This is a genomic window from Planococcus liqunii, assembly GCF_030413595.1.
In the GTDB taxonomy this organism is placed as follows: Bacteria; Bacillota; Bacilli; order Bacillales_A; family Planococcaceae; genus Planococcus; species Planococcus liqunii.
Map to the genome: position 1 here is coordinate 3,021,515 of NZ_CP129238.1, position 20,820 is coordinate 3,042,334.

The following is a 20,820-nucleotide window of genomic DNA, read 5'->3' on the forward strand; positions in this document are numbered from 1 at the left end:
ATACTCACCTTCTTGTCTTTTGAATTATTTTCTTCATCGTGTCTTTAAATAATTTTTTCTCAAAATAGTTTAATGAAATAATCCACATTAAAATAAAATAAATAGCAACTATGATAAATACCTTTAATGAAAAGATTGAAACATTACTAATTGTTATAAAACTGTTACCTATAAAACCTAATATCAAAGTTAGAATAAAAGGCATAGACATTTTAAAATGACATTCTATAAAAAATTTAATAATATTTATTTTTAAAACTTTGTAATAGACGATATTCATAGCAATTACGTACCCCAATATGCTCGCAACAGAAATTGAGAATGCTGCTCCAATTGCCCCCCACCTCTCAGCAAAAATTAGCAACATAATTAGACTAACAATGCCAGTGCCTATAGTAACTATAGCTCTATACTTTATATTATTAGTAGCGATTAAAGTAGTTCTTGCTATTTCTTGAGTTAGTGTAACTAATGAAGGAATTAACATTAATAAAGCAACGTAATATGAGCTTTTAAAATTGTCTCCTAACCATAGTTCTATAAATTCTTTTCCTAAAACTATATACCCGACTACTAATAATCCAACTATAAAAAATTGAATTCTCCCTATTTTAATCATTAGTTTTTCTAATTCTTCTTTTTGATTATCACTTACTAAAATTCTACTTATTTTCGGCAAGAATAAACCATTGAGAGCATTTGCCACTGTGTAAGTATATCCTTCTATTAATGAGCCAATGGCAAAAATTGAAATTTGAATAGTACCAGAAAAAGCTCCTAAAACCGGAGAAGTAATATTTATAATAAATCTACTTGCTATTAGTATTATTGAATCCCACATGGCAAAGTTAAAAATTTCTTTTAATAAAGCCTTATTTTTATAATTAAAATCAGTTTTTAACATCCTATGTTTTTTCAAATAAAAATACTTTATAATTATCACAAATATTCCAACTAAAGCATTTACGGCAACCAATGCATAAAGTTTATATCCTAATAAAAGAACAATAACCATCATAAATATGGTTAAAAGCTTTAAGGTTATATCGCATAATTTTATAAATACAAATCTTTCATAGGAAATTAAAATGCCATTAAACGCTGTGAAAGGAAATGAGACTATACTAAAAAGTCCTACCATAATATATACAAGTTTTATTTTTTCAAGTTGATCACTTGTAAAATTACTATATAAAATATCCAATAAGAAATAGACTACTAACAAAATGATAAATAATATTGAATCTAATATTAAATAAAGTTTGAATATAATACCTAGGAGCCTTTCTATTTCCTCTCTTTTATTATTAGCCAAATAATTTGAAATGAACTTTGATATAGCAGCTCCTAATCCGAAATCCATAACAAAAAAACCTATAAGGGACATGCCTAATGTGTATATTCCATAATCTGATTGGCCAATTACGCTAATCATCCAAGGCGTATATATTAATCCTGCTACAACATTTAAAAATATGGCAAGATAGGAAATTATAGCTCCTATTTTGATTTGTTTAGAGCTATTATTTTCATTAAGTATTTTAAAGCTCACCATATCCACCTATCTTACTTTATTATATTTTAAATTCACACACTAATTCTCATCGCAATTCTACTTTTTTGATAAAAAATTTAAGACTTTATTCTTTCCTCTTTTTAAAATATGCGGATGTAATTTCGCGTCTACCTTTTTATCATATTCTATATTTTGAATCATGTATTTAGGATGTTTTAAAGGAAAGGTAATTTCATATCTGTCATTAAAAAAGAATTGTAAATCTTCTTTTTTCTTTCTCTTCTTGCTAACGTATGTTGGGGCATGAGTTGCCCCCTCACCTACTCCAATGTTTGTGATTAGATTCTTAGCAGGAATAATTGATAATTGATTGTTTAAATACCTAGTAGCTTGCCATTGAACATCCCAATAACTTATGTTCTTTCCTTCTTTAATTAAGGCATTAGTTTTTTTGAAAATTTCAATTTCTTTCAATCCTTTTTTTCCACTATCTCTTTCTAATTTCATAGACAATTTTTTTAATACTTCATTGTCTTTTACAAAATCTAAATTATAATCCATATTACTCCAACACCTTCTCCAACTGGCCCATCCCCAATTAGTTCCTGAAAATCCATAAAAATATGAATCCCTACAATCTGTTGTTTCCAGCTCCATATTCATACCAGTGATTAAAAATATTCTATTATCATTTAAATATTTTTCTAATAGTTCACTACAGAAATAAAAAAAGGATTGGCTTGGAATACAGTCGTCTTCTAAAATAATAGCGCGGTCTACCTTACTAAATACCCAGTCAATTCCAGTAAAAGGTCTTACTCCACAACCTAAATTTTTCTCAGAATAATTTTTATATACTTCACATTCCCAGTCGATATCTTCAACTATTTCAAGGCATTTTTCAATATTTTTCTTGTCATTAATATTATCTTCCCTTGCACCGTCTTGGATTAAAAATAGTTTTGATGGTCTAGCAATTTTAATTTCATTAAATACCTTTTCCAATGTATGCGGGCGATTAAAAAAAATTAAAGCAACTGGAGCAATTTTATTAGTTTCAAATTTACTTTCCAATTAATATTCTCTCCATTCTGTTTATTGATTGCTTGAATACGTACTCTTGTTTTTTTATTTCTGCTTGTTTCTTGTAATGATTCAATAAACTTTTATCTAGTAATAATTTTTTCATACCCTCGTACAAAGCTATTTCATCATTTTCTACATACAAGCCAAACTCTCCATTCTTTATTACTTCACCTACCCCTACCGCTTTTGCAGCAATTACAGGTGTATCTAGGACAAATGCTTCTACTATTACGGAACAATATCCCTCAACTTTTGAAGATACTACTAAAGAATCGGCATTTTTAATATACGGATATGGATTTTTTATATATCCTAAAAGTTGTACTGCATTATTTAAATTTAATTCATTGATTAATTCAGCTAAAAACTTTCTTTCTGGACCTTCTCCAATAATAATTAGTTTAAAGTTTTTACATTGATCATCTGCATTCAATAGATGCATCGAACGAATTAAAAGATCGAACCCTTTTTGTTTTACTAATCTTCCTACTGCAATATAGTAAAATGTTTCTTCATTCATTTTGACTAAATTATTATTTTTATTTAAACTTCCTAACTTCTGAATACTCTCTGAGTCGATCGGATTAATGCAAACTCTAGGAATTTTATTAATTTTAAAACGCTTTTCAAAACCTCTCTTAGTTCCTTCGGATACACAAATAATTTCATCAAATTGTTCGTAGCAAAACTTTTGTTCCTCAATATTAGTAAAACAATAATCGCTATCAAGGTATTTAGATAAATCCGTATGAACCCAAGCTATCCTTCTAGATTGATTTTGATTCGAACCAGAAATTATTTTTGTCGGTAGGCCTTCTAAGAACGCTACTTCGATATCATAGGTATCTTTTATAAAAAATTTATAAAGCATTTTTGATGAAAAAATTTTTGATAATACTTTATATAAAAGTCCATTTATATATTTGTTTTTAAAAGTAAATAGTTGACGATAATCAATACGATTGGACAATTCATCTGCTAATACATTTGAAGAAAAAACTGTTATTAAACTTACATTGAACTTTTCATAATCAATGTTATTTAATAAATTTATCAAGACTTTTTCAGCCCCACCTACGGACAAGCTATTAATTAAAAACAAGACATTTTTTTTCATTTTTTCTCCTTCTTTTCTTAATCCCAATAAAATTTGTAATTGTCAATTTGTAAAGTCCCGTCAGGAGTCGATAAAAGGAATTGAATTAAAGGTAAAATGATGCAAGCCAAAACACCTATAAATTTAAAATTTTTATCTTTTATAATTTTTATCATATTTGGTATAAGCAATATATTAAAAGTAACAAAATAGAAAGATAATCTACCTATAATATTTGAATTCAACGATAAAATGACAGTAAATGCATTTAAACATGATAGCAAAAATAGAAGAGAATATATTTTTCGTTCTTTTTCTTTTAGATTCTTTACATTCTCCCATAGTATTAAACATACTAGCGGAATTAAGATAGCTATTAATACAATCATTGGGTTAACAGGGTATGCTTCAGATAGTACATCATATCTTGCTGTATATCGCTCAGGCATGAAAAATTCAATTAAAGGAGTTAAATTTTCTCTAAATAGCAAAGTTGAAATTACAATACCTAAAATAACACTTCCATTTTTTCGATTAATTACGATATTTCTTAAAAAGTAAACTGGAAAAAAAACAATAGCTGAATTATGAAAGGTAAAGGCTAGAAGAATTAAAAATGAAAATATAAAAAATTTTTTCTTAATAATATATTGAAAAGCAAATAGAATAATTCCCACTGCTAAAGTTTGCCGTATGCCGGACATTGACATTGTAAAAAGACCTATAGTTAGGTGTAAAAAAAAACTTAAAAAAATATATTTTGAATACTTAAAATAAAATACCGAAAAAGCTAATACAATTAAGAAACTTGTTATCAATAAATATCCCTGTTCATTAATATAGAAATTTTTCAAGATGATGTTAAAAGCTTCAAATCCCCACTCAGAATTTTTTAGCAGCTCGTAATAGGAATAAAAGGACGAATTATTATAAGTTGAAAGATACTGCATAATATCACTTCCAACAGTAGAATGTCTCAATCCCATTAATAAAAACAAAGAGAATCCGTATAGAAGCGCCTCATAAAATCTCTTATGTGGATCATTGCTTTTAACAACTCTTAAAATGAAATAAAAATAAATCCAAAGTAAAATTAGTAAAAGATATGCTATCACATTAATATGTTCTCCTTTAACTTAGTAATTGCATGTACTTCAATCACGTTTTTATATGTACTTATAATTTCATTTATTATCTTTTCTTTAGAATACTGAATACGAGCACGCTGCATAGCACCTTCGCTTAAATTTGTGGCTAATTCATCACTCTTTAGAATTCTTTTTATTTGCCAAGCCATTTGTTCTATATCTCCAAAACGATAAAATAGCGCCTCTTTTTCATCACTAACTAAGCTAGAAATACCTCCTACGTAAGATGTGACAATAGGAGTTCCAATGACCATAGCTTCTCCTAAAGTGTTAGAACTGTTTTCAATACTTGAACCTAAGACATATACATGTGCCTTTAAGAACTCTTGTTGCATACTCTCTTCGTTTAAGTTGCCGGTAAAACTAATTCTCTCCCATAAACCAAGTGAAGAGATTAAATCATGTAAATACTTATTGTAACCAGTAAGATTTTTAGTTTTCCCAAGATCTGAACCAACTATTCGAAGTTTTAAACTTGGAAAATCATTTACTAGTAAAGCTGCACATTCTATTATTTTATGTGCTCCTTTAATCGGATTGGCGTATCCTCCAGCGCAAAACAATGTGATTCTGTCTACATTATCTATTTTCCATCTATTATTAAAAAATGAATCTCTTATAATTTCTTGAATTGAAAAATAATTAACATTAGAATTGTAAAAAAAAGTATGGGCTTTGTCCCATTCGGTTCTACCAATTACATACTTACTTGATTTCAGTTGCTGAATTTCTGAATGTGATCGATACTTATTTCTTTTATATCTTAAAAAAAGCGGGAAAAATTTCAAAATTTCATTTGGTAGAATAACTCTTTTGAATTTAGAAAACTCTATACCCCCAAAATAATACTGCTTCTTATTCACTTGAGAAATAAGTCCTTGAATTGAAAGAATTACTGGTATGTTCTCTATTTCTAAATAAGCTTGACTATATGCAAACTCACTTCCATGAAGATGGATAATATCTGGTTTTATGTTTTTTATAATATTATTCATACAAAATATATAGGAAGTGGTAGGTTTAAAAAACTTGTCTTTATTACTAGTCGGAATAGTGTGATATACAATCCCATTGATATTAATATTTTGTAAAAATTTTTTTTTAGACGGACATAGTACATGAATTTCAATATTTTCACTTTTTGAAAGCTCTTTAACAGTTTGAACTAGCCAAGAGCCGCTAAACGATTTTTTTTCTTTTAAAAACTCAGCTAAATCTGGCAAATAATGGTTAGTAACCCATAACACTTTCATATTCTTCTCCTCTTATTTTCTATTTAAATCTTTTTTCCATACATTTTTATTAATATAATCTGTATAAGAAATAATTATTCTTAGAATTTTTTCTGAAACGTTAGTCATGCTATAATCTTCAACTTTTCTCAAAGAATATTCTTTTTGAGTCTCTAAAATCTCTAATCCCTGTAATACTCTTTCTTTCCCCAACCCAACCATCATCACAGAAGCCTCTTCCATCGCCTCTGGGCGCTCATGAGCCTGTCTAATATTAAGCGCCCTAAACCCAAGAATAGAAGACTCTTCACTAATTGTTCCACTATCACTAAGAACAGCTTTTGATTTCATTTGCAATTTCACATAATCATTAAACCCTAAAGGCTTCATCGTTTTGATCAATGAATTAAACTTAATACCTTTTGCATCAATCATTTTTTGTGTTCTAGGATGAGTACTCATAATTATTGGCATTTCGTACTTTTCTGCAATCGCATTTAAACTATCACATAGATCCAAGAAGTTCTTTTCAGAGCTAATATTTTCTTCTCGATGCGCTGATACGACGAAATACTTATCTTTTTCAAGATTCAGCTTTTCAACAATATTTGATTTCTCAATATCCCCTTTTCTCGAATTGAGAACTTCAAACATAGGGCTACCCGTTTTAATGATACGATCTGCTGGCAACCCTTCTCTTAATAGATATTCTCTAGCGATATCACTGTATGTTAGATTGATATCCGCTGTATGATCAACAATTTTCCGGTTCGTTTCTTCTGGAACACGCTGATCAAAGCAGCGATTTCCCGCTTCCATATGGAAGATCGGAATTTGTCTTCTTTTCGCTGCAATGGCACATAGGCAGCTGTTTGTGTCTCCTAGAACAAGCAATGCTTCTGGATTAACTTCTTCTAAAATCGGATCAATTTTTACGAGGATATTGCCAATAGTTTCAACAGCAGTGCCGTTTGCAGCATTTAAAAAGTAGTCCGGCTTTCTGAGATTAAAATCTTCGAAGAACACTTCGTTTAATTCGTAGTCGTAATTCTGGCCTGTATGTACAAGTATATGTTCTATTGCATTTGATTCTTCTAATTTGTTAATGACTGCTGATAGTCTGATAATTTCTGGTCTGGTACCTACAACAGTCATTACTTTTAATTTCTTCATCTTCATACCTCCAAATAATGGGTGTCTGGCTTCTCTGGATCAAAGCTTTCATTTACCCACATCACTGTAACCAAGTCTGTTTCGCCTACATTCACAATCGAATGCGTATAGCCTGTTGGAATATCGACTACCTGCAGCTTGTCGCCATTCACGTAATATTCGATAATCTCTTTTGAATCGATATTTCTGAATCTAATTAATCCTTGGCCACTTACTACTAAAAATTTCTCGTTTTTTGTATGATGCCAATGATTACCTTTAGTGATACCAGGTTTAGAAATGTTAACCGAAACCTGGCCGCGATCTGGTGTACGAAGAAATTCAGTAAAGGAACCTCTGTTATCGACATTCATTTTCAATTCGTATGAAAAGTTATCTTCAGGCAAGAAGCTAAGATATGTACTATACAATTTCTTTGTCAATTCATCGCTCATTGTTGGCACTGCTAATGAGCTCCTGCTTTCTTTAAAGCTTCTTAAGCGTTCAGCCAAGTCACCTAACTTAAGCTTGTGGGTGACTGGTACAACACAAAGATTATCGTTAGTAGTTGGGCTTCCTTTTAAAGCTCTCAAAAACTCTTCAAGCACATCATCAATATAAGCCAGCTCAAGAAGCGCTTCAGGATTGTTTAACTGAATATCTAAATCTCTCGCTATGTTATAGCAATAAGTAGCTACTACAGTATTGTAATTTGGTTTACTCCATTTGCCGAACAGGTTTGGCAACCGATAAACGAATACATTAGCGCCAGTCTCTTTAGCATAGGCAAACAATTCGTCTTCCCCAGCTTTCTTGCTCTTGCCATAAGGGTTTTCTTTTTCAGCCTGAATGGAAGAGGTCATCAGTACAGGAGTTTTATTATCATTTTTCACTAGCAGCTGAAGTAACTGGGAAGTTAATCCTTGATTGCCTTCCATGAATTCACTTTCATTTAGCGGCCTGTTAACACCAGCTAAATGAAATACGAAGTCACAGTCTTTCGTAAATTCTTCAAGGTCCTCTAAAGAGTTCTCTCTATTGAATAGATACAACTCTTCGCACCCTTGATTTCTTAACTCTGCAACCAAGTTTTTACCGACAAATCCATTGGCACCTGTCACTAAAACTTTTGTCATTGAGTAACACCCATTTTTTCTAATTCTTCTGTTACTGCATCCAATGTTAGTAATAAATCTTTAATTTCTTGAATAGACAAACGATGAGTATTATGTGAGTTATACTCCCAGCCTTCTGAGATTTCTTCTTCACCTTCAGTAAAGTACTTATTATAGTTAAGGTCACGGTTATCAGCCGGAATACGGTAGTATCCTCCCATGTCTGTAGCCACTGCCATTTCTTCTCTTGTTAAAAGTGTTTCATAAAGTTTTTCACCATGGCGAGTCCCGATTACTTCTATCGGATTGTCTGCTTTGAAAAGTTCTTTAACCGCTTGAGCAAGATCCCCAATAGTTGAAGCAGGAGCTTTTTGAACAAAAATATCTCCTTGATTTGCATTTTTAAAAGCAAACAAAACCAATTCAACAGCGTCATCTAATGACATTAGATAGCGTGTCATTTCAGGGTCTGTGATTGTTAAAGGTTTTCCAGCTTTGATTTGCTCGATAAAAAGAGGAATAACCGATCCGCGTGAAGCCATCACATTGCCGTACCGTGTACCGCTGATTGTCGTATCTTCAATATCTACTGTACGCGATTTTGCAACAGTAACTTTCTCCATCATCGCTTTGGAAATTCCCATTGCGTTGATTGGGTATACTGCTTTATCAGTAGAAAGGCAAATAACATTTTTTACATTATGTTGGATAGCAGAGTTAAGAACATTTTCAGTCCCTAGCACATTTGTTTTAACAGCTTCCATCGGGAAAAATTCACAAGAAGGAACTTGCTTTAATGCAGCGGCATGAAATACATAATCCACATTGTTCATTGCTGTATTAATACTGTTTACGTCTCGGACATCACCAATATAATATTTAACCTTTTTATTATTTAATTGCTTTCTAATATCTTCTTGTTTTTTTTCATCTCTTGAAAAAATACGGATCTCTTTTATGTCTGTATCTAAAAATCTTTTTAACACAGCATTCCCGAAAGAACCTGTACCACCAGTTATTAATAATGTTTTATCCCGAAACATTTTATTTACCTCTTTTCATTTATATAACTTAAGAATTCATGAGTGGGTACGATAAATTCATGGAAATCAAAGTTTTCTATTGCATTGCAATTTCTTTTCATTTTATTTATTTCTTGGAAACTTAAGTTAATTATTTTTTTCAATATTTTTGATATTTCAGCATCTTCCTCTACAAAAAAACCATTTACATTCGGAATTAAATATTTTGCTAAGTCACTAGTATTAGTCGTTATAACGGGAGTTCTACACCCCATGCTTTCAACAAACTTCGTTGGAAATCCAGCGTTATTCACTCTTTTATTTTCTCGAATAAATATTTGAAAATCTGATTTTTTAACATATTCTAAACTTTTTGAGTGATTTACTCTTCCAACAAAGATTACATTCTTTCTTACAGTGTCAAGTAACTCCTTATGCTCCGGATAATATTGTAAATACTCTTCTTCTTCCAAACCAACAATTGTAAAATTGAAGTTTTTCTTATCTTTTTGAATTGTATGGAAAGCTTCAATCACCAAATTTAATTTATCTTTGTGTTTACCAGGGTTTCCACTATAAATAAACTTTATTATTTCTTGATTATTTGAATCTGTTTTTTCCCATTTTTCTTCTTCAGCATCTATTAATGGTGGAATCACAATAGTTTTCACATATTTTTTATAGTAATCTCTCAAATAATCACTTATACAGATAATACCGTCAATTCTTTTGTGTAGATATCTCATTCTAAAAGTCGTATCTAACTTTTTTATAGCTCTTTTATCTTCATACCATTCAGTACAATCTGAAATAAGTTTTATATTATTCTTCTTACAAAAATTAAGTAAATTAAATAAAGCAAATGATTGGTAATTATAAGCAATAATTATATCCACATTAGAATATTCTTTTATTATTTTTTTAATTTCATTTATACTAATTAAATAATGTAACCACTTCTTAGAAGTGGTTGGAAACTCACGACTCCATACTTCAAAACCTTTAATAATTCTTTTTTTATTTAAATCAAGGCTTATTGATTTACTTCTGTTAACATCTGAAAACACCACATTATAACCTAATTTCTTAAAAATTTTAGCATTATTGAGTACTCGGTGAGCAGCGGCGTCTTTGTCAGGTAGTTCAAATGCCCCGATATATATAATTGTTTTTTTATTCATCCACCCTATACTCCTTTATTTTACTCTCTAATATACGTCGATATTTTATTTTCTCTTTTTTGCATTACTATTGAATTATTAGGGAAATCCCCTCTAATTACACTACCTGCTCCTATTACGCAATTATCGCCTATAGTAGTTCCTTTTAATATTACAGTATTAGCACCTACCCAAACATTTTCGCCAATTTTAATCGGTGAGGTTTTATATTTTAATGCTTTCAAACCATCTTCATGACGAAAATCATGATCATGATCATACATTAAAACATTTGGCCCTATTTGAACGTTATCGCCTATATGAATTTTTTCATGGCATACTATCATACATCCATGATTTAAAAACACGTTATCTTTAATAATAATTTCAGCTTCTTTTCTTAAACTAATTTTTGTTCCACTTCTTATTTTCGTTCTGTTTCCAAATGAAAGCTTTCCACCCCTATTTAAATTTATTTCAGTAAATGGAGAAATATGATTCAATAGAGTGAAAGTGAAACTTTTATAGTTGAATAGTTTTATGAAAGAAAATCTGACGTATGTATATAATAAATTGAAAGATGCCTTTAAAATTTTTTTCATTTTTCCTCCTAAATACCATTATAGGATTTAACAAATTATTGATAAGCTTCATTTATTTCTTTTAAGTAAGCTTCTACTACAATATTTCTATCAAACTCTTTCTCAATTTTCTTTCTAGAATTGAGTCCCATTTTCTTTTTCTCTTCATATGTCAGTTTTAAATATTGTTCTATTCTTTGTGTTAAACTATTGGTATTTTGAGGTTCGAAAATAAAACCATTAACTTCTTCATCAATGGTTTCTCTACACCCTGGTATATCCGAAGCAATAAGCACTCTTCCAGTTGCAGCAGTTTCTAATAAAACATTCGACATCCCTTCTCCTCCATGAGAAGCTTGAATTATACAATGAGCCTTCTTTATAAAGGGTTTTACATCAGCTTGATATCCTAAGAAAGATATAATTTTTTTGTCCTCGTATTCTTTTATCAACTCTTTATAGAGTGGTTGGGTTTCTTCAACAAAACCTATTATTTGAAAAGTTGTTTCCGGATACTTTTGTTTAATTATTTTGGCAGCTTCTAAATACTGATCAATGCCTTTATCTTTCATTATTCTTCCTATAAAAATAAATGAAGCATTGTCTTCTTCAGGAAATTCTTTTAAAGTATACTCTTGTAAATTTACTCCTGATCCAGGTATAAGTTTAGTTGTTCCTTTAACTATTCCGTTCTCTACTAGAGTTTGCATATCTTGTGTATTTTGAAAGAATACACAAGCAGATTTTTTTAAACTAACTTTATAAAGTGTTGAGAGAAAAAACTTCAAAATAGGACTTTTACTAAACCCGCTACCTAATCCAGTAATATTATTTATACAAGGTACCTTTAATATTCTACAAGCTAATCCTCCATATAAATTCGGTTTAATAGTGTAAGTTAATACAACATCCGGTTTTACTTGTTTAAGAACTTTGATATAACTAATTAATAATTTCAAATCTGTAGTAGGATTTGTCCCTCTTCTATCAACTTTTGTTTCTACAAATATACATCCCCAATTGACCATTTCTTGAATATAATCTCCGTCTGGACAAGAAATAACCACTTCATAGTTCTCTTCTATTAGTTTCAAAATTATTTCTTTACGCAATTTATACAGCCAAATATCATTATTAGCGAGAAGCATTATTTTTTTTCTTTTAGCTATCATCTTAATAACTACCACCCTGTTCTTTACCTTCAGCCAGAGCAATACTCTCCTCAAAGCTAAGTTCATTAAATTTAAAACCGTTTATTCTACAATCACTTGCATCAAACACAACATTCCCAAACATCTTACGCGTCATCATAACTTTATTGCCAACTACTTTTATAATACTCCCTAGCAAAGTTGAGTTATAAACTTTCTTATGATGATTTTCCGCTATCTTATTCACCATTTTTAAAGTATCTACATCTTCAGGATTCTTCACTAAAAACATACCCGAACTTTTAATATTTATAAGGTGAATGACGACATCCGAAAGATGATCTACAAAAATCATGCTTCTTCTATTATTAATCTTAGGAAAAACTGGTGTCTTCCTTGCAAGCTTACTAAGAGCTCTATAATTACCAGGACAATCTGGTCCGTAAATTATCGGAATCCTTAAAATAGAAATTTTAAATTCTGAAGATTGAAGACCATTTAAAAGTTCTTCTGCTTCCAGCTTACTCTTCCCATAATAAGAAGTGGGTAACTGTTTTGTACTTTTGGAAATAACCGTGTCTTCCCCAATTTTTCCTATAAGCCCATAGACAGCCATGGTGCTTAAAAAGACAAAGGATTCAACTCCTTCAGATTTCGCTTTACCAGCTAATTCATAGGTTAAATCTCTGTTAACCTTATAGTATAATTCTTCATTCTCAACTTTTTCTTTCTGATGAACAATTGCAGCTACATGATAAATAGCATCATAAATAGAGAAATCTTTCTCTTTCCAGGCATTATTTCTGACTGAAATATAATTTATATCCCAATTCATATTTAGTTCAGATATACGTTTTGCAAATTGGGTACCCGCATAGCTATTTTCGCCAGTAATTAATACCTTCATTTAAGACACCTCACGTTTTCCTTCTTTAACCCCATCACTTTTCAAAACACTGAAAACAGTCTTCAAAAAAATCTGCAATTCCAATCCAGGGCTCTTCTTTTCAACATACTCTCCGTCAATCTTTGCTTTCACTTCAATTGGCAATTCATCCCGCCCGCTAATCTGTGCTAGTCCTGTTAACCCAGGCAGCACATCATTCGCCTTGTACTTATCCCGCTCCGCTATCAAATCATCCTGATTCCATAGCGCAGGACGCGGACCAATTAAGCTCATCTCACCTTTTAAGATATTAAACAATTGAGGAAGTTCATCCAGGCTTGTTTTACGTAAGAACTTGCCAATTTTAGTAATGTACGAATCCGGCTTATCCAGCATATGGGTTGGCATGTCATTTGGTGCATCTATTTTCATCGTTCGGAACTTCAAAATCTCAAACTCTTTCTTGTCTTTGCCAATCCGGCGTTGCTTAAAAAATACCGGTCCCGGAGACTCAAATTTGATTATGAGTGAAACAATCAGCAAAACGATTGATAATACGATTAGCGTTGTTAGAGATAAAGAAAAATCGATAATTCGTTTAGCCACTGAGAACATATTGTGTTCCCCTTTCTCTTTCATGTCTTATTTATAGAAGAAACATAATTAACAAAATTATTTACTTTTACAAAAAACAAAACTCCTGATAAAAATAGGAGTGTAATAATGTCTGCTGGAAAAGTAATGAGTTTCTCAGCTTTCCATAACATATGTGTACCTCTTTCTTTATTCGTAATTTTTCTCTTATTTAACATTAAACGCTGCTGACTAAATGTTTAGGAACTTCAACATTCTTCCGATTCGCCAATCCAATTAAAGTCTGCTTAACGTCTTCATCCGTCATCTCGGGCAGTTTCTCTAATATATATTTCAGTTCCATATCGCCTACTGGATTCGCTTTCCCGATATAAATCTTTGGAAACACTTGATTACTTTGAATCTCATCTTCATTTAGAAGCTCTTCAAACAACTTCTCTCCAGGACGTATGCCTGAATATTTAATCTCAATTTCATCTTCTGTATAGCCAGAAAGACGAATCAAGTTTTTCGCTAAATTCACAATCTTTACCGGTTCTCCCATATCCAAAACAAACACTTCTCCACCTCTTGCTAGAGATCCGGCTTGAATGACTAATCGAGAAGCTTCTGGAATTGTCATGAAGTATCTAGTCATTTCTGAATCTGTTACGGTGACAGGTCCACCTACTGCAATTTGTTTCTTGAACAGTGGAATGACCGATCCGCGAGAGCCCAGCACATTCCCGAAACGGACAGCTACAAATTTGGTATCGCTGCGTTTCGCTAAGTTTTGGACAATCATCTCAGCAAATCGCTTAGATGCACCCATAACATTCGGTGGGTTAACGGCTTTATCAGTAGAGATCATAACAAAACTCCCTACTCCTGCTTTGTGTGCAGCTTCAGCAACATTCTTCGTACCATGAATATTGTTTTTTACCGCTTCTGTCGGATTGCCTTCCATGAGTGGCACGTGTTTATGTGCCGCTGCGTGGTAGACGACGTCCGGCTGATATAAATTCATAATATCTTGGATGCGTTTATAATCCTGGACATCAGCAATAATTGGAATTAGTTCTGTATCTGCTGCAATCGTTTTGCGCAGTTCCATATCAATCGTATAAATCGAATTCTCTCCATGGCCAAGTAGAAGCAATTTTTCAGGACCAAAGCGGGCAATTTGCCGGCATATTTCCGATCCGATTGAGCCACCTGCACCCGTCACCAATACTGTTTTTCCAGTAAGCTGATCTTTGATTTTATTCATATCAAGTTTCACTTCATCACGGCCAAGTAGGTCTTCAATTTTCACATCTTTGATGTCCGTAACAGACAATTTCCCCGTCATAATGTCTTCGATGAGCGGAATTGTCTGCGTCCGAATTCCGGTGTCGACCACTTTTTTGATCAGTTCCGCAGATTCCCGTTTTCCAAGAGACGGAATAGCAAAGATGATGTGTTCAATCTTGTTGTCTTTGACTACATCCACTATTGCATCAGTTCCACAAACGACACGGATACCGTAAATCTCCAGTCCCTGCTTTTTGACATCATCGTCAACAAAAGCGACTGGCAGGAGGCCACGTTCTTTGTTGTTCAAGAGCTGGCGAGCCACAAGTGTACCTGCCTGGCCTGCTCCGATAATTAATGTCCGTTTTTGATCAGGCATTTTCTTGCCAATCAGCATGTCCCGCATCAATCTCCATGAAAGGCGAGAACCTCCGATTAAGAGCAAGTGCAGCATCCATGTAATCGCAAGCGCTCGAAGCAACACATCTCCTCTTACTAAATACTGAACAGCGCCCACCGCAATGATTGAAAACGTCACGGCTTTAAAGATCGATGTCAGTTCTCCAATCGATGCGTATTCCCATACTTTCCGGTACAAGCCGTAATACAGTGCCAATGCATGGTGAGCCAGAAAAATCGTTAACGCACTCGCCAGCAGAAATTCACTTTCAAACGGATTGATCCACGGATGCAACAGGAAGTACCCGATAAAAATGGAAAAGAAGACGATTAACGAATCGACTAAGGCGAGTAAAGAAATCCTGTTTTTTAAAGACAATAGTTGTCCATCCTTTCTGGTATCTTACTTTCATGTTTATTTTTTAGAAAAAAATAACAGTATTTAAATCCATTCCCTATTTTATCACAAAAAAATTTGCTAAGTATGGGATATTCCTATCATTTATTGTAAATTTTTTTCAAATTTACTAAAATAGTTTCCACCATTTGGCCTTCGATACTTTCTGAGGTTCTAAAATCACCATGTGTTTGTCTTTCACGATGCTTTCATTATTCGCTAGCAAAATCTCGATCATCTCGTGCTGCTTCTTTTTCTCCAGAACGGCGAGGCCTTCTTTAAAGGCAAAAGGACGTTTCGACATATTATGGACATCAGAGCCGTAGCAATGGATCAAATTAGCATCCAGCAGCGAAAACGCTGTACGCTGGATGGCTTTCCCGAAACTGCCGACAAGGGAACCGGATGTCACTTGAGCCAGCGCACCGTGCAGCAATAACCGCTCCAAGCGCTCAGGCTTTTCGATGATGCCTTGATTGCGTTCGGCGTGGGCGATAATTGGTATGTAGTTGGCAGCAATGAGTTGCTGAATGATGGGTACGGTATAGGCAGGAACGCCGGATGACGGCAATTCCAATAGGACATAGCGCGAGTCGGCAAGCGTCAAGGCTTCGCCGGTTGCTAAACGTTCCGGCAGTTTATCGGACAAACGGCATTCGTTGCCGCTGTATACTTCGATCGGCAAGTTTTGTTCGTCTATGCAGGCTTTAGTTATGGCCAGTTGCTGCTTCGTTTTCTGGACATCGGTAGGGAAATTCGGATGGTGGGCATGAGGGGTTGCGATAATGCCTGTCAGCCCTTCTTCCAGTGCTTTGTCGAGAAGCTGTTTCGTCTCCTCCATCGTTTCAGCACCGTCATCAATTCCTGCCAGGATATGTGAGTGGGTATCAATCATGCGTGTTTCCTCCTTGCTGTAAAAAATTAGGCCGCACCCTTTTAGGGGGATAAACAGGATACGGCCAGCACTTGTACATTTTGTTTATCATTCAAAGAAAAAAGTAAAAAGGAAATCCTTTTTACTTTTCAGTACCGTAGTATTGATAGTAGTAGCCGTCTTTTAGGGGCACGAAATTGTTCAAGACCGCACCGATGATCCGACTATTGGAAGCAGCAATGGCTTCTTTCGCTTTTAACGCCTGTTCTTTTTCTGTTTCTCCGGAATTGACCACCAGTATCGTACCTTCGCATTTGCTGGCGATCAATTGGCCATCGGCTACTGACAAAACCGGTGGCGCATCGAAAACAACGAGGTCGTACATGTTCTTCAATTGCTCCATCAGTTTATTCATCGACTGGGAAGCAAGCAGTTCTGCCGGATTCGGTGGAATCGGTCCGCACGTCAATAAGTCGAGGCGGTCCACTTCTGTTGCTTGGACCGCTTCTTCAATGCTTGCCTGGCGCGTCAAAACGTTCGACAAGCCTTTCAAATTCGCCATATGGAAAGTGTGATGGGTCGTTGGTTTTCGCATATCGCCGTCGATCAACAATACTTTTTTGCCTTCTTGGGCGAATACGACCGCTAAATTGGCTGCGGCGGTGGATTTTCCTTCCCCTGGTGCTGCAGACGTGACAACAATCGAACGGATATCTGAATCCGGTGACGAGAAGTTGATGTTGGTCCGAAGTGTCCGGAATTGTTCCACGACGAAAGAGCGTGGGTGGGTATGAGCGACCAGTTTTCTTGGTGCTTGCTGCAATTTCAATCGTTTGGCTTGTTTTCTTTTCTTAAAGAACATAACGCTTACCCCGCCTTTCTGTTCGTTGATGTGGAAGTTTGGGTCTCAAATGAGTCTTCTTCTTTAATCGGTGAAATGACGCCTAGAAGTGGAACACCCAGGAAGTCTTCAATGTCTTGTTCATTTTTAATGCTTGTGTCTAAGTATTCCAATAAGAAGGCAATACCGACGCCGAGCATTAATCCGACTACAGCGGCAATCGCCATATTCAGCATCGGGTTTGGTGCAACTGGTGCTGGGTTTTCTTTTAATACGGCAGGAGACAGGATCGACACGTTATCGACTTTCATCAACTGCTGGATTTCTTCTTGGAACACCGCAGATGTTGTGTTCGCAATATCAACGGCGATGGCAGGATCCGGGTCTTGGACCGCTACGTTCACAACTTGTGAGTTTTCCGCGTTGCTTACCGTGATTTTATTCGTCAGTTGTTCAGCGGAAAGGCCAAGATCTAATTGCTGAGAAACTTGATCTAAAATTGCTGGGCTTTTGATGATGACGCTGTATGTATTGATCAATTGTAAGTCGGTTTGGATGTTTTGGTTGAGCATTTGCGCGGCATCTGTTTTTTCTTGGTTTACAAGAATTTGCGTGTTGGTTTCATAAATCGGTGTCAGGAAATTGTAGCTGACAATTCCGGCAATCAGGATAGCCAGTATCGTAAGGCCAATGATCAAGCCGATCCTCTTTTTGAGCGTGGTGAATAGTTCTTGTAACGAAATGGTTTCTTCCATTTGTAAGTTGGCTCCTTTGTCAGTAAAATGCTTTTTTTAGTATAGCATGAAGTTATTAGGTAAGAGAGGTTTTTATTGGAAAAATTTTTTAGGTATAATATCTTATATTTTACACGATGTCCTTTAATATTTGGAAAAAGTCGGGAAAGATGGTGTTAAGAGTGGTCTTTTAGTTGCGTTTTCAAAATATAGGCAAAAAAACAACTGAAAAGCCCCAAATTCGGATTGATTTCTGGTATTGTTTTAATGTATTAGGAAAGATGTGTGAACTTTCTTTCATGCAGGATTCGTTTTTAAGTGCAGATAAAAGGATTTATTATCCATCATGATATACTATTTTTCACCTTTAGGAGGATTGTTTATGAAAAAACATTGGAAAAAAATCACGTTGGTCCTGGCGGCGGTATTGTTGAGTGTTGGCGGCTACTTGGTCTATGTGCTGCAATTTAAAGAATATGAAACAGCGGATGAAAACGTCGAGAAAGTCACGAAAGAGAAGATTGAAATCGATTTGCCGGATGACACCAAATTGGTGGTTGACGAAGAAGGCAATGTTGTCGAAGTGAAAGACGGCGAAACAGCTCAAGTGGCAAGTGAAGGGTCTGACGCAAAGGGTTCTGAGGGAATGACAGGTTCTGCCGGTTCTGATGAAGCGGCTGGAACATCTTCTGCTAGTGACAGCAAAAGCGGTTCAGGTTCAGCTGTAGCAGCTTCAAATTCGAACGGTTCTGCAGGTGGCAGTTCTTCTAACGGCACGAGCGGATCTGCTGGTGGCGAAGGATCGAATGATAAAGCTCCTTCAGGGAGTGCTGCTAGCGGAAATGCTTCTGCTGGAAGCGGTTCTTCTGGGAACGGTTCTACTGATAAAGGCACGAATGGAAATGGTTCTTCTGGCAATACCGGTTCTAACGCTGGCGGGTCGAACGGCTCGGCGGGCAATAACGGTTCTGCTGGTTCAAACGGTGAAACGGCTCGTGTAACGGTTGCGGACATCAAAGCGAAGTACCAACCGACATTGTCTGGCTTGGAAGCGGATGCCAATGCGAAAATTGGCGGCTTGATCAACGTAGCGAAAAACGAGTATTCTCAAGACAGCAAAGACGGCAAAGTCAGCTACCCGTACTATTACAACAAGTACATGGGTGCGGCAACGGATTTGGAGAAACGCATGGACTCTGCGTTCTACGCTGTGGTTGACGTGATGAAGAAAGACTTGAAAGCGAATGGCCTTGCTGAAGCCCATACGAAGTCAGTCGTTGAAGAGTACGAAGCTACGAAAAAACAACGCCGCAGTGAATTGATCAACAAAGCTGCTGGATTATAAGAACATGTGAAACCCCACGACAGGATGCCTGTCGTGGGGTTTTTGTTTGCTTAATAAGTATCGTACACGTCTTCCACTTCGTTTTCGCTCATCGGCTGCGCTGCCCAGCCTTGGAGAAGCTCGGTCATTGAGTACATCGGAATGGAGAAGCCGATGGCGTTGCCTTCGTTTAACAACAAGGCATTGATGCCGATGACTTTTCCGGTGATAGCGTCAATGAGCGGCCCTCCGCTGGAACCTGGGGCTATTTGGGCATCAATCTGGTACATGTCTTTGTACAGGAAGCCGTGGTCAAAGTCGCGGTCGGTGCCGGTCAAGTAGCCGATCGCTGCCGTGTTTTCAAGGCCTGATGGGCTGCCGAGCGCAATCACTTCCGTGCCGATTTCGGTCGGATTCGTCTCCATTTCGAGCGGTTCGATGCCCGCAAAAGCGTCGACTTGGATGAGTGCAATGTCATAGGTTTCCGAGATGCCGATGACTTTTCCAGGCTCCTCTACCCCGTCGGTCGTCCGGACAGAAACGTCAATTGTGTCGATGATTAAATGGGCACTCGTGACAATGGTTCCGGTGTCGGTAAAAAGAAAGCCGGAGCCGTAAGCGGAATCGGTTTTAATAGTGAAAACTTTTTGTTGGGTGTCTTTGATGATGTCAGTTTTGGCTTTTGAGCCATCTTGGGTTGGAGTATCTTGTGGCTGGGCAGCAGATTCAGTGGCAACTTTTTCAAGTGGCGGGTTGGCTTGCGGTTCTGTAGCGACTACTGTTTCAACGGGTGTTTCCGGTTGGTCATTGGCTGGCTGGTAGAACACTCGGGCTGAGCCGAATCCTGTTCCAAGAAAGAGAATCGCGACGACAAAGAAGTTTAGGCGCTGACGCCTTTTGTGTTTTTTGATTCGAGTGGTTCGATCCATTGGCTGGCCGCAGTTGAGGCAGTTTTTGGTCGTAACGCTATTCATGCATCCGCATTTGGAACAGAACATAGCGGCTCCCCCCTACTCGATTTAGTTAGTCTCTGTATACCCGCTTGTGGGAAAGATAGTCGGTTATGACCAGTGAATTTTCTTGGGATATTTCCTGGGAAATGTTTTGGTTTGGATTGAGTGATTAGGTGGTTCTTTTTGCCTTTTGAAGTGGGAAATTTTTAGTTAGAATATTCATTTAATTTATTTTCAGAATTGCTATACTGGAGAAAAGGAGTGATGCGATGTTGATGTTTTTAAAA

At 35.4% G+C, this 20,820-nt stretch carries 19 protein-coding genes; 1 reads left to right on the forward strand and 18 read right to left on the reverse strand.

Annotation, left to right across the window (positions count from 1 at the left end; all coding sequences use genetic code 11):
- Nucleotides 1–4: 4 nt before the first annotated feature.
- From QWY22_RS15070 to QWY22_RS15150, 17 genes are all read right to left on the reverse strand, one after another.
- Nucleotides 5–1,552, reverse strand: a complete 1,548-nt coding sequence (locus QWY22_RS15070) for an oligosaccharide flippase family protein (RefSeq protein ID WP_300981649.1) — start codon at nucleotides 1,550–1,552, stop codon at nucleotides 5–7.
- Between the two features lie 60 nt (nucleotides 1,553–1,612).
- Nucleotides 1,613–2,590 (reverse strand): hypothetical protein, encoded by a 978-nt coding sequence (locus QWY22_RS15075; protein ID WP_300981650.1) that lies wholly within the window; start codon nucleotides 2,588–2,590, stop codon nucleotides 1,613–1,615.
- Nucleotides 2,580–3,719, reverse strand: coding sequence for a glycosyltransferase (locus tag QWY22_RS15080; RefSeq protein WP_300981651.1), 1,140 nt, complete (start codon nucleotides 3,717–3,719; stop codon nucleotides 2,580–2,582). Before QWY22_RS15080 ends, QWY22_RS15075 begins: the two co-directional genes overlap by 11 nt.
- A 17-nt stretch (nucleotides 3,720–3,736) precedes the next feature.
- The gene (locus tag QWY22_RS15085; protein ID WP_300981652.1) at nucleotides 3,737–4,813 is read right to left on the reverse strand and encodes an EpsG family protein; all 1,077 of its coding nucleotides are present in this window, start codon (nucleotides 4,811–4,813) and stop codon (nucleotides 3,737–3,739) included.
- Complete coding sequence (locus QWY22_RS15090; RefSeq protein WP_300981653.1) at nucleotides 4,810–6,099, reverse strand: glycosyltransferase family 4 protein; 1,290 nt, start codon at nucleotides 6,097–6,099, stop codon at nucleotides 4,810–4,812. The genes QWY22_RS15085 and QWY22_RS15090 overlap by 4 nt, the downstream gene beginning before the upstream one ends.
- 12 nt (nucleotides 6,100–6,111) lie before the next feature.
- Nucleotides 6,112–7,251 (reverse strand): non-hydrolyzing UDP-N-acetylglucosamine 2-epimerase, encoded by a 1,140-nt coding sequence (wecB, locus tag QWY22_RS15095; protein WP_300981654.1) that lies wholly within the window; start codon nucleotides 7,249–7,251, stop codon nucleotides 6,112–6,114.
- A 2-nt stretch (nucleotides 7,252–7,253) separates the two neighbouring features.
- Nucleotides 7,254–8,366: a capsular polysaccharide biosynthesis protein CapF gene (locus tag QWY22_RS15100; RefSeq protein ID WP_300981655.1), complete on the reverse strand. Its 1,113-nt coding sequence runs from the start codon at nucleotides 8,364–8,366 to the stop codon at nucleotides 7,254–7,256.
- The gene (locus QWY22_RS15105) at nucleotides 8,363–9,388 is read right to left on the reverse strand and encodes a nucleoside-diphosphate sugar epimerase/dehydratase (RefSeq protein WP_300981656.1); all 1,026 of its coding nucleotides are present in this window, start codon (nucleotides 9,386–9,388) and stop codon (nucleotides 8,363–8,365) included. Before QWY22_RS15105 ends, QWY22_RS15100 begins: the two co-directional genes overlap by 4 nt.
- 5 nt (nucleotides 9,389–9,393) lie before the next feature.
- The gene (locus QWY22_RS15110; protein WP_300981657.1) at nucleotides 9,394–10,548 is read right to left on the reverse strand and encodes a glycosyltransferase; all 1,155 of its coding nucleotides are present in this window, start codon (nucleotides 10,546–10,548) and stop codon (nucleotides 9,394–9,396) included.
- 20 nt (nucleotides 10,549–10,568) lie between these two features.
- Nucleotides 10,569–11,129, reverse strand: a complete 561-nt coding sequence (locus QWY22_RS15115; RefSeq protein WP_300981658.1) for an acyltransferase — start codon at nucleotides 11,127–11,129, stop codon at nucleotides 10,569–10,571.
- Nucleotides 11,130–11,164: 35 nt separating this feature from the next.
- The gene (locus tag QWY22_RS15120; RefSeq protein ID WP_300981659.1) at nucleotides 11,165–12,280 is read right to left on the reverse strand and encodes a glycosyltransferase family 4 protein; all 1,116 of its coding nucleotides are present in this window, start codon (nucleotides 12,278–12,280) and stop codon (nucleotides 11,165–11,167) included.
- Nucleotide 12,281: 1 nt separating this feature from the next.
- On the reverse strand, nucleotides 12,282–13,166 hold the full coding sequence (locus tag QWY22_RS15125; RefSeq protein WP_300981660.1) for an NAD-dependent epimerase/dehydratase family protein: 885 nt from the start codon (nucleotides 13,164–13,166) through the stop codon (nucleotides 12,282–12,284).
- Nucleotides 13,167–13,760, reverse strand: coding sequence for a sugar transferase (locus QWY22_RS15130; protein WP_300981661.1), 594 nt, complete (start codon nucleotides 13,758–13,760; stop codon nucleotides 13,167–13,169).
- Nucleotides 13,761–13,956: 196 nt separating this feature from the next.
- A complete protein-coding gene (locus QWY22_RS15135) occupies nucleotides 13,957–15,789 on the reverse strand; it encodes a polysaccharide biosynthesis protein (RefSeq protein WP_300981662.1) in 1,833 nt (610 codons plus the stop codon).
- A 148-nt stretch (nucleotides 15,790–15,937) separates the two neighbouring features.
- Entirely contained in the window at nucleotides 15,938–16,702 is a 765-nt protein-coding gene (locus tag QWY22_RS15140; protein WP_300981663.1) for a tyrosine-protein phosphatase, read from the reverse strand.
- A gap of 121 nt (nucleotides 16,703–16,823) precedes the next feature.
- On the reverse strand, nucleotides 16,824–17,543 hold the full coding sequence (locus tag QWY22_RS15145; protein WP_300981664.1) for a CpsD/CapB family tyrosine-protein kinase: 720 nt from the start codon (nucleotides 17,541–17,543) through the stop codon (nucleotides 16,824–16,826).
- A gap of 5 nt (nucleotides 17,544–17,548) precedes the next feature.
- Nucleotides 17,549–18,277, reverse strand: a complete 729-nt coding sequence (locus QWY22_RS15150; protein ID WP_300981665.1) for a YveK family protein — start codon at nucleotides 18,275–18,277, stop codon at nucleotides 17,549–17,551.
- A gap of 361 nt (nucleotides 18,278–18,638) precedes the next feature.
- On the opposite strand from QWY22_RS15150, the gene QWY22_RS15155 reads away from it, so the two are divergent.
- Nucleotides 18,639–19,601 (forward strand): hypothetical protein, encoded by a 963-nt coding sequence (locus tag QWY22_RS15155; protein ID WP_300981666.1) that lies wholly within the window; start codon nucleotides 18,639–18,641, stop codon nucleotides 19,599–19,601.
- A 50-nt stretch (nucleotides 19,602–19,651) separates the two neighbouring features.
- Here the strand turns inward: QWY22_RS15155 and QWY22_RS15160 are convergent, their stop codons facing one another.
- Complete coding sequence (locus QWY22_RS15160) at nucleotides 19,652–20,578, reverse strand: trypsin-like peptidase domain-containing protein (RefSeq protein WP_300981667.1); 927 nt, start codon at nucleotides 20,576–20,578, stop codon at nucleotides 19,652–19,654.
- Between the last annotated feature and the right edge of the window lie 242 nt (nucleotides 20,579–20,820).

What these genes read in the sequence shown, in the direction of transcription:
- QWY22_RS15145 (WP_300981664.1), bottom strand. Translation starts at nt 17,543, where the DNA reads ATGTTCTTTAAGAAAAGAAAACAAGCCAAACGATTGAAATTGCAGCAA.
- QWY22_RS15080 (WP_300981651.1), bottom strand. Translation starts at nt 3,719, where the DNA reads ATGAAAAAAAATGTCTTGTTTTTAATTAATAGCTTGTCCGTAGGTGGG.
- QWY22_RS15105 (WP_300981656.1), bottom strand. Translation starts at nt 9,388, where the DNA reads ATGTTTCGGGATAAAACATTATTAATAACTGGTGGTACAGGTTCTTTC.
- QWY22_RS15150 (WP_300981665.1), bottom strand. Translation starts at nt 18,277, where the DNA reads ATGGAAGAAACCATTTCGTTACAAGAACTATTCACCACGCTCAAAAAG.
- QWY22_RS15125 (WP_300981660.1), bottom strand. Translation starts at nt 13,166, where the DNA reads ATGAAGGTATTAATTACTGGCGAAAATAGCTATGCGGGTACCCAATTT.
- QWY22_RS15160 (WP_300981667.1), bottom strand. Translation starts at nt 20,578, where the DNA reads ATGTTCTGTTCCAAATGCGGATGCATGAATAGCGTTACGACCAAAAAC.
- QWY22_RS15090 (WP_300981653.1), bottom strand. Translation starts at nt 6,099, where the DNA reads ATGAAAGTGTTATGGGTTACTAACCATTATTTGCCAGATTTAGCTGAG.
- QWY22_RS15115 (WP_300981658.1), bottom strand. Translation starts at nt 11,129, where the DNA reads ATGAAAAAAATTTTAAAGGCATCTTTCAATTTATTATATACATACGTC.
- QWY22_RS15155 (WP_300981666.1), top strand. Translation starts at nt 18,639, where the DNA reads ATGAAAAAACATTGGAAAAAAATCACGTTGGTCCTGGCGGCGGTATTG.
- wecB (WP_300981654.1), bottom strand. Translation starts at nt 7,251, where the DNA reads ATGAAGAAATTAAAAGTAATGACTGTTGTAGGTACCAGACCAGAAATT.
- QWY22_RS15110 (WP_300981657.1), bottom strand. Translation starts at nt 10,548, where the DNA reads ATGAATAAAAAAACAATTATATATATCGGGGCATTTGAACTACCTGAC.
- QWY22_RS15140 (WP_300981663.1), bottom strand. Translation starts at nt 16,702, where the DNA reads ATGATTGATACCCACTCACATATCCTGGCAGGAATTGATGACGGTGCT.
- QWY22_RS15130 (WP_300981661.1), bottom strand. Translation starts at nt 13,760, where the DNA reads ATGTTCTCAGTGGCTAAACGAATTATCGATTTTTCTTTATCTCTAACA.
- QWY22_RS15100 (WP_300981655.1), bottom strand. Translation starts at nt 8,366, where the DNA reads ATGACAAAAGTTTTAGTGACAGGTGCCAATGGATTTGTCGGTAAAAAC.
- QWY22_RS15120 (WP_300981659.1), bottom strand. Translation starts at nt 12,280, where the DNA reads ATGATAGCTAAAAGAAAAAAAATAATGCTTCTCGCTAATAATGATATT.